Genomic DNA, 7,744 nt, shown 5'->3' with positions numbered 1-7,744 from the left:
GTGCACGTAGAAAGTGCCTTCCTGCTGGGCTGACAGAGACCTTAGACAAGCCTCATCATCCCAGTTCAGAAGGCACTTTCGCGTTCCCGCTCATGATCCGGACACGGCCCCAAGTGAAACGCGCAGGTTAGGTCTTCACCGCCGACAGTGGTGATAGGGGGTCACGTTTCAAAGAGCGCGGACAGCGCCCGGCGGAACACGGGCCGGGAACTGCCTTCGCTGTCGGTCGATTCGGTCGCAACCTCCGGCGCATGGGAAACCGCACGATACCGACCGACGGAAACGTCATCTACATGACGCTGGAAACCGCACCACGATGACGCCGCACCGGCCACCACTACCCCTGACCAGGCACCGGCCTCCCAGGCGTCACGACAAACTGCTGCAGCTCACCGCGACAACGGAATGCAACTTCACACGGGCTGCGCAGACGCCGTTCGGCTGGTATCCGGGTGCGGTTCGGGTGTGGCCGGGCCGCTTGGCCCGGCGGGTGTGCACTCGGGTGTCACCGAACTGCAGCCCCGTGACGCCCGGTGCTGCAGTTCGGTGACGCCTGCGCTGCAACTCGTTGTCGCGGGCTACCGGCTGCGGCCTCGGTGAGGGCCGGATCTGGCGGTCTGGTGGCGTCAGTCTGGGGGTGTGCATTTGAGGGCGATCACCCTCGCTCTGCAGCGCCGGGAGAGTCCGTGACATCCTGTGGCAGTGCTTTTGAGCGATCATGCGAGCAGTGTCGAGCTCAGCCTGCTGCGGTATCAGTTCCCCGAGGTTCGGGGTGACTCATACGACGACAACTGGCTGGTCGTCGGTGGGGCGGTGACGACTCCCGAGGGCAGCTGGTCCTTTGCCGATCCGTGTCTGCTGACCGGTGAAGCCCGTGAGGTGTCCGCTTGGTTGCGTGCGGTGGCCGCGGGGACAGTGGCTGTGGCCGGACCTGATGCCGAAGGCTGGTTGTCCCCGGACACATGGTTCGTCGAGCCGGTCCTGGCTGTTAGCCTCGCCGATCGAAGCGACAGTGGGGCGATGATTCGCGTTCACCTGTCCTTGGAGGCGGCCCCGCCATGGCAGCAGGGCGATGACGGGGCGGACATCTACCAGTACGCCGTGGAGGTGCGGGTGGATACGGATGCGCTGCTTCACGCAGCTGACCAATGGGACCTTGCTCTGGCTTCCTTCCCGACTCGCTGATCAGCGGTGCCCCTTCTCCAGGTTGTCGGTCGGGTCGTCAAGTTGGCTGGCGAGGTTGGTCAGCAGCTTCTCGATGCGGCTGGCCGTGCAGTGCTGGCGTTCGATCTCGCGGGCCCAGCCGTGGTTGGCGGCGTCGGCCGCGCGACAAGGCCCGTGTGGGGGTGGAATCCCCGCTCATTGATGCCAACCTCGTCAGGGAAGTCGGCGAGGCAGGCTACTGACGGAGATCGTCGAACTCCCCGGTACTGACCGCTCTCACGAAGCACTGCCGGCCGCCGGCGGCGAAGAGGAGAGTCGGACCGACGGAGCCACTGAAGAAGTGCCATGCCGGGGCGGGAAGTCGGCCCCGCCGACTTCCCGCCCCGGGCGATGGGTGGCAGCTTTCGGCCCGCCATGCCTGTCTACGGAAGGACGGCCCAGCGCTGGGTCTTGTCGCTGCTGCGCGCCTGCCTGACGGTCGCATTGGTGCTCGTGGTGCTGAGGACGAGGCCGGTCGCCTGACAGGTGAAGGTCAGGGTGCCGCTATCGTTCTGGGTGACCGTCCACTTCTGCTTCGGGTCCGCGGGGTCGAACGTCTGGGCGGCGACCGAGTTGTACTGCCCGAAGGACGTGAGGGCCCGCGGGGTGGGACAGCCGTCGGAGATCCGCACCGTGCCGTCCGCGTTGGCGTCCAGCTTCCAGCGCTGCTCGGGGACGGACGCGTCGTAGGCGGTCATGTCGGTCCGGGAGCTGGAGCCCACCCAGCACGGGTCCACCCGCCTCAGCGCGAGGTTGTAGCCGTTGGTGAGGCCGTGGTACTTGCCGTCGCCGACGGCCGTCACGGCGTAGTGGACGGTGTGTCGGGCCGGTTGGTCGAGCGCCGTGCCCGTGGTGGCGAGCGGCGGGTTGGCGGCGGGCCGGACATTCCTGTAGTACTCGGCGAAGCTGGCCGGGCTGTTCCCGGTCAACGCCTTGATGGTGCCCTGCCAGCCGCCGTCGACCTGCCGCCAGAGGTCGAGCAGCGAGCCGGCCACGTTTCCGGGCACCTGGTCCCCGGTGTCCCAGCCGCCACCGTAGACGTAGGCGCTGCTGCTCCCGTCCGCCCAGACGTACCGGTTGTCGCCGAGCAGGTAGGCGGCGGTGGCGTTGGCGAAGCCCTCGACCCACGCGCAGGGGCGGGAGCTGGCCGTCCAGATGATGTTCGGCGTGCAGATGCTGTCGGGCGGCATGGCGCCGTTGTAGAGACGGTCCATCAGGAAGTGGCCGCCCTCGTGCAGGACGACGTGCTCGGCGTCGGGGTCGGCGTCGGGGAGGTAGACCGTCTTGTCGAGGTACAGCGGCCCGTCGGTCGAACCGGGGTACCACTTGACGGTGAGCTCGGTGCAGGCCGAGTTGTTCGGCTCGTGCGTGCTCCAGCACAGGCTGACCGGGTTGGTGCGGTTCCACCACAGCAGGTTGAGGGTGTCGAAGGCGTGCCAGGCCCGCGAGGTCTGGGCCGAGGGCTTCAGGACACCGAGGGAGGTGCTCGCGGAGACGTTCTCCCGGACCGGCGAGTCCAGGGTGTACGTGGTGCCGTTGGCGTCCGCGGTCCTCCACAGCCGGGAGCTCTCGGCGTCGAACCGCACCCACATGCTGCTCATCGTCGTCGTGGTGGTGGGGGTGTAGCAGAGGTTGTAGGAGCCGTCGAGGTACGAGGTGTAGTCGTAGGCCACGTTGACGTTGAGCCGGCGCGCGGGGTCGGTGGGCTTCTCGCGGCCCCACAGCTGGATGTTGGCGTTGCGGACGGGCCTGGTCCGGGTGGGCTTGGACGGGCCCTCCTCGGCCGCCTGGTAGTCGAAGAGGAGCTGGCCGCTCAGACAGATCGGGTTCGCGGCGGCGGCCACGGCGGGGGTCGCCACGAGCGGGACGGCCGCCACGGCGGCGAGGAGTGCGGTGCCGAGCGTGGCGATGCGGGTCAGGCGCGTGCGCAGGGGTATGGCCATCGCGGTCCTCTCATGGGTAGGTGATCGTTCCGGTTAGCATGTCCATGATCGGCGTGCGGTCCGGCTCGCGGAAGGAGCGCGCGGAAGCGTGCGCGGGGCGCACGGCCACAGCCGTCCCATCGTGCCGCTCGGGCAACCTGTCCTTTGCTCTGTGCAGGCCGGCCCTAGGGCACGTATTCGGTCGTGATCAATTTGCACGATTCACCTTCGCGGCGGGTCATCCGGTAGACCGTGGTGCGTGACGCGAGCGCAATTGACGGATGCGGAGTGGGTGTTGATCGAGCCGTACTTGCCGATCGGCGAGTACGGCCCGTACCCGGAGCGGCTGCGGCAGCAGTTCGAGGGTGTGATCTGGCGGTTCAGGACGGGCGGGCAGTGGCGGGAGATGCCGAGGGAGTTCGGTGCTTGGTCGACCGTTTCCAATCGGTTCCGGCAGTGGCGGGACGCCGGCGTCTTCGAAGCCCTGATGGAGGGCCTGATCGCGGAAGCAGCGAAGCGCGGCGAGGTGGACCTGTCCCTGGTCAGTGTGGACTCCACCACCGTGCGGGCCCACCACGACGCCGCCGGGATGCACCTCGGCTCCGACACCATGGCCGTCCTGGAGAAGGCCGCCGAGGAGGCGCAGAAGGCCCGACAAAAGGGGGAGGCCCGGAGGAACAAGACGGGCGGGATGCCGAAGGTGACCCGAAACGGGAAGAATCGCGACGCATCCGGCGTCGGCGCAAGCTCCGGCTGAAGGAAGCCCTGCTCGGACGCTCCAGGGGTGGGCAGACTAGCAAGGTCCATTGCGGCGGCGGGCGAAGGTGCCGCCCGTTGGTGTTCATCCTGACCTGGCTCTGTTCACGAGAACGGACAGCACATGTTCAGCACTTCGGGAGTCAGTTGATCGCCTGCCGGAATCGAACTACACGGCTGTCAGCGGCCCTTCAGGTCGCGCTCAGGCGAGCCAAGTCGTTACCCGAGTGCCAGTGCCGCACCCAGCCGTCAAAGCTTCTCGCGTCGGCGTCCGGCGCCGGGATGGCTCCGACGTCGGACACCATCCAGATCTCACCGCGGCGGGGTCCTGTCGTCACCAGCAGCCAGAATGACGGCCCGTCCTCGGCTCCGAGGACGACTGACCCATGGGTGAAGACGGCGTCGATGCGTGGATCGTCGGCATCGGCCGTCTCGTCGTCCTCCCACGCCCACGCCTCATCCAGAGGGAACGGCTCTCCCGGGTACCGCAGGCCCATGTCCGGCCAGCCCGCCGGCAGCCAACCCAGCGGCTGAAGACCGCCGTCCTCCGGGGGACCGAGGCTGCTGCCGTTGCTGATCTCCGCGATGAAGGTCCGGTAGGGCTCCGGAAGTGTCACCCGGTTCTCGGCCTCCCCGGCCGCGACTCCATCGTGGCCCGGGGCCGGCTCGCGCCACTCAGACGCGAACGCCGAACGCAGGAAGTCGAGCGTGGCCTCATCGGGACGGTGATCAGGTGTGATTGTCACGGGAGCATGCTGGCATGGCCGTCCGACATCTTGATCTTGCGGCCCCGATTCAGGCGGCGCTGCCCACTCTGGCGAACATCGAACAGGCGCTGACCGTAGCGACTCCCAAAGTGCTGAACATGTGCTGTCCGTTCTCGTGAACAGAGCCACAGCCGAATGAGCTCCGAACGGAATGCTCAGCTGGGCCTCAAATCAGCAGAGACGGGCTTGCCAGGGCGGACCAGATCGGCCACTCTGTGCATCGGCAAAAACCACAAAACGTGACCGTACTTGCTGATTTGACGCTGTGTCATGGGAGGCAGGGCGTGGCCGAGGAGTCCGATTTCATCATCGCGCCGCCGAAGGCGGGTCCGGCCAGCGAGGGTGCGGCAGGTGTCGTGCCCCGTCCCTCGGGGCCGGAGCACGATCGGGGTCCGCTGCCCGCGGGCCTGGCGGCGCCGTCGGCCTCCTTGGGAGAATCGGGGCCGGACGGGCCGACTCCTCCGGGCCGGGCGAAGCGGAGACTGCTGGTGGCGGTCGCCGCCGCAGTGTGCGCGGGGCTGGCGGTCGCGGGGGGATGGTGGTGGCTGCGGGCGTTGGAGGGCGGGGACCTGCACGTGGCGGCCGGGACGGTCCAGGCGGACCTGCTCGTCCCGGACGAGGTCAGCAGGCTAGCCGGGACGACGCTGGTAGCCGGTCCGCGGGGCAGTGAGCCTCCCGAGGCGGTCGCGGTCGCGCCGGCGGGCTGCGCGGAGGCGGCAGGACCGGCCACCAGGTCGGTCTACGGGCATGAGTGGACGGCGTTCCTGTCGGCGACCTACCAGGACGCGGCGGGGGCGGGCGACCACACGGTGACCCAGGTCATCGGCGTCTACCCCGACGAGGGCAAGGCCTCTGCCGCGTTCCGCAGGCTGGACGAGGGCCTCCGGGGATGCCCGGCCGCTGTGCGGACCGATCCGGACGGCAGTGCATCGACGTGGAGCTACAGGACCGACACCGTCACCCCGGACACCATCGGCTGGACGGCGACGCAGGACGCCGGGGACGGCTGGGCCTGCCACCGCCAGGCCCGCCTCAAGGGCCGGACGGTCCTGCAGGTGGCGCTCTGCTCGGCGGGCGACGGCCGGCCAGCCGTCGCGCGGATCGCGGACCGGATCGCCGGGCAGGTGACCGCATGACCGCCCGGCGACCGACACGCCCACAGGCAATCCGCGTTCCGGGCGCCGCGTGGCGAGGCGTGTGCCTGATTCTTCTGGCGGCGCTGGTGCCGGTACCGACGGCCGGTAAGAGCGCGGCCGCCCCGGCGGCCGATCCGCCGGTCGCCGCACTGACCGCCCCGGCCGCCGTTGCTCCCGTGCCCGAGCCCCTGCGGCCGAGCGCGAGCTACCCCACCGCCCTCAACGCCCGGATTACCGCCTTCGACCAGCAGATCGGGACCCTGCCCCAGCGCGCGAGCGAACTGGCGGCGGAGACCCGCAAACTCACCGAGAGCACCGCGGCCCTGAAGGCGAACTCCGAGGCCGCAGCCAAGGACTCCTCCACCGCCGCGGGTAAGGCCTCCGCCCTCCTCTCCAAGATCACCGCCCTCAACGCCCGGATCGCCGCGCACAACGCCGCGCAGCGAGTCTTCCAGCTGCCCGCCGAAGCCGCGGCCGCGAGCGCGTACGACGCAGAGAAAGCCCAACTCGACGCCGAAGCGTCCCAGCTCCAGGCGGAACGGGCCGCGATCGAACCGGAACTCTCGAAGGCCAGCGCCAGACAGTCCCAACTCGCCGACGAGGCCGTGAAGCTCGGCGCCCAGGCACGTGCCCTCGGCGCGAAGGCCACCGCGTTCCAGAACGAATCACAGCAGCTGGTGTCCCAGCGCCGGCAGATCCTGCAGGACGCGGCCACCGCAAACCAGGGCCTCATCGACACCCCGCCCGCCCCGACGCAGATGGCCCGGGGAGCCGACGCCCCCCGCCCGCCCGCCGCCCACGGCACCGGCGCGCCGTCCACAGGCGGTGACGCCCGCTCCCCGGCCGGCAAGAACGCCGCTATCGACGCGTACGCGAGGACGAACGACGTCAAGGTCGACAAGCGGCCCGTCACCGCCTACTTGACCCCGGGCGCCGTCAACCGCCTCGACGCATCCGACCTCGCCCGGCTCAACCCCGTGGCCACGTACGACGCCCTGGTACTGAAGCCCAACGGCCACTACAAGGCCCTCCAGGTCCAGGACGCTGACAGCGAGACAGGGCCCGGGCAGGAGGCCTTCAACGGAGCACTCGCAAAGGGCGGTCAGGCCACCGCCGCCAACGGCGGCAAGAAGATCATCGACGAAGCCGAGACCCTCAACACCTGCGAGCCCAACAGCTTCACCGGCGGGACACCCGTCCTGCTCGCCGACGGCAGCACCCTGCCCATCGAACAGATCACCCCCGGCACCCAGGTCCGCGCAACCGACACCACCACCTGGAACACCGCACCCCGCACGGTCACCGCGGCAATCCGGCACACCGGACCGCACACCATGGTCGACATCACCACCGGCAACGGCGCAACACTGCATGCGACCGGCCGGCACCCCTTCTGGAATGCCGGCACCGGACGGTTCACCAACGCGATCGACCTCAAACCCGGCGACGAACTGCGTGAGCCCGACGGCTCGACAGCCAGGATCACCTCGACCCGCACCTACCCGCAGGACGTCACGGCCTACAACCTCACCATCAACGGCGTACACACGTACTATGTGCTGGCAGGGGCCACGCCAGTGCTCGTACACAATGCGTGCGGGGTGACTAAGCCCAAAGAAGGCGAGCAATACGTATATCGCGCAGTGAAGGATGAAGAGCTAAAGCAGATTCTAGAAACGCGACGCTTTCAAAATGCGCCGGGAATCGAATCAAAGTACTTCTCTTCGACTCCCGAAGGTGCCGCCCTCTATGCCAAGTCTGCTTATGGGGTTTTTCCCCAAGAAGGTCCCTATACGCTGGTACGTGCCGTGATCAGGTCCGATCAGATTCCGGCGGAGAGTAGAATTGAGCATCTGGCCGACGGTGGCGGCGGAATCGACGCATTCGCCCTCCAAGGGGGTGCCATGAGCACTATCGGTCGAGTCCGAATCCTTCCCTCCATGCCAATCCCATAGGCGGC

5 protein-coding genes and 1 pseudogene are annotated in these 7,744 nt (G+C 68.4%); 4 read left to right on the top strand and 2 right to left on the bottom strand.

Features of this window, described 5'->3' with window-relative positions; translation table 11 throughout:
• The first annotated feature begins 702 nt into the window (after nt 1-702).
• Nucleotides 703-1,185, top strand: coding sequence for a hypothetical protein (locus KS423_RS07790; RefSeq protein ID WP_224276514.1), 483 nt, complete (start codon nt 703-705; stop codon nt 1,183-1,185).
• Between the two features lie 401 nt (nt 1,186-1,586).
• Here the strand turns inward: KS423_RS07790 and KS423_RS07785 are convergent, their stop codons facing one another.
• Nucleotides 1,587-3,146: an RICIN domain-containing protein gene (locus tag KS423_RS07785; protein ID WP_224276512.1), complete on the bottom strand. Its 1,560-nt coding sequence runs from the start codon at nt 3,144-3,146 to the stop codon at nt 1,587-1,589.
• A 238-nt stretch (nt 3,147-3,384) separates the two neighbouring features.
• Between KS423_RS07785 and KS423_RS07780 the strand changes: the two are divergent.
• Nucleotides 3,385-3,977 (top strand): annotated as a pseudogene (locus tag KS423_RS07780) (transposase); the annotation flags it as partial.
• A 95-nt stretch (nt 3,978-4,072) separates the two neighbouring features.
• Here the strand turns inward: KS423_RS07780 and KS423_RS07775 are convergent.
• Nucleotides 4,073-4,627 (bottom strand): SMI1/KNR4 family protein, encoded by a 555-nt coding sequence (locus KS423_RS07775; RefSeq protein ID WP_224276511.1) that lies wholly within the window; start codon nt 4,625-4,627, stop codon nt 4,073-4,075.
• Between the two features lie 509 nt (nt 4,628-5,136).
• Between KS423_RS07775 and KS423_RS07770 the strand changes: the two genes are divergently transcribed.
• Together KS423_RS07770 and KS423_RS07765 are read left to right on the top strand one after the other, a co-directional pair.
• Nucleotides 5,137-5,784, top strand: a complete 648-nt coding sequence (locus KS423_RS07770) for a sensor domain-containing protein (RefSeq protein WP_224276510.1) — start codon at nt 5,137-5,139, stop codon at nt 5,782-5,784.
• On the top strand, nt 5,781-7,739 hold the full coding sequence (locus KS423_RS07765) for a Hint domain-containing protein (RefSeq protein ID WP_224276508.1): 1,959 nt from the start codon (nt 5,781-5,783) through the stop codon (nt 7,737-7,739). The genes KS423_RS07770 and KS423_RS07765 overlap by 4 nt, the downstream gene beginning before the upstream one ends.
• Nucleotides 7,740-7,744 lie beyond the last annotated feature (5 nt).

The organism is Streptomyces sp. LS1784, from assembly GCF_020103755.1.
Classification (GTDB): Bacteria; Actinomycetota; Actinomycetes; order Streptomycetales; family Streptomycetaceae; genus Kitasatospora.
The sequence above is the reverse complement of the archived record's forward strand: the minus strand, read 5'-3'. Positions and strand labels throughout refer to the sequence as shown.